Annotated in this window: 1 protein-coding gene; it reads right to left on the bottom strand. The window is 75.6% G+C overall.

Features of this window, described 5'->3' with window-relative positions; translation table 11 throughout:
* Positions 1-20 precede the first annotated feature (20 nt).
* Positions 21-410 (bottom strand): VOC family protein, encoded by a 390-nt coding sequence (locus KBX39_RS32655; RefSeq protein ID WP_043328838.1) that lies wholly within the window; start codon positions 408-410, stop codon positions 21-23.
* Positions 411-537: the final 127 nt, after the last annotated feature.

Genomic DNA, 537 nt, shown 5'->3' with positions numbered 1-537 from the left:
CGACGAACTGGCCGAATGAGTCAGTGCCCGGGCGGACGCGCGGTGTGCGCCTCGTCCGGCGGCAGCAGGCAGAACTCGTTGCCCTCCGGGTCGGCCAGCACGGTCCAGCGCGGCAGCTCGCGTACCACTGTCGCGCCCGCCTCCAGCACGGCGGCCCGCTCCTCGGCGTCACCGACCAGGTCGAGGTGGATCCGGCCGGGCGCGGGCAGCTCGGCGGCGGGGCTGATCCACAGGTCCGGCCGCCGGCCGTGCGGGTCGCGCAGCAGCACCGCCTCGGCCGGGGCGAGCGTGCCCTCGGCGAGCTTCACCCGGTCCTCCTCGACCACCGGCAGCCCGGTGACCGCGCTCCAGAACGGCGCGAGCAGGTACGGGTCGCGGCAGTGGATGACGATCGCGGCGAGGTCGGGCATGCCTCGAACCTAGTCGCCCGCGACGGCGGGCAGGACGCTGTCCAGGAACGCGGCGGCGGTCGCGAGCAGGTCGGGCCGGGCCAGGTCGAGCGCGTGACCCCCGCCTGTGAGCCACAGATGCACCGGG

The organism is Micromonospora sp. D75 (genome assembly GCF_018070405.1).
GTDB classification, from domain to species: Bacteria; Actinomycetota; Actinomycetes; order Mycobacteriales; family Micromonosporaceae; genus Micromonospora; species Micromonospora chalcea.
This window is presented reverse-complemented; position numbering and strand designations above follow the sequence as displayed.

Bases quoted from the DNA above. Each gene is read 5' to 3' on its own strand.
- KBX39_RS32655 (WP_043328838.1), bottom strand. From the start codon at position 410: ATGCCCGACCTCGCCGCGATCGTCATCCACTGCCGCGACCCGTACCTG.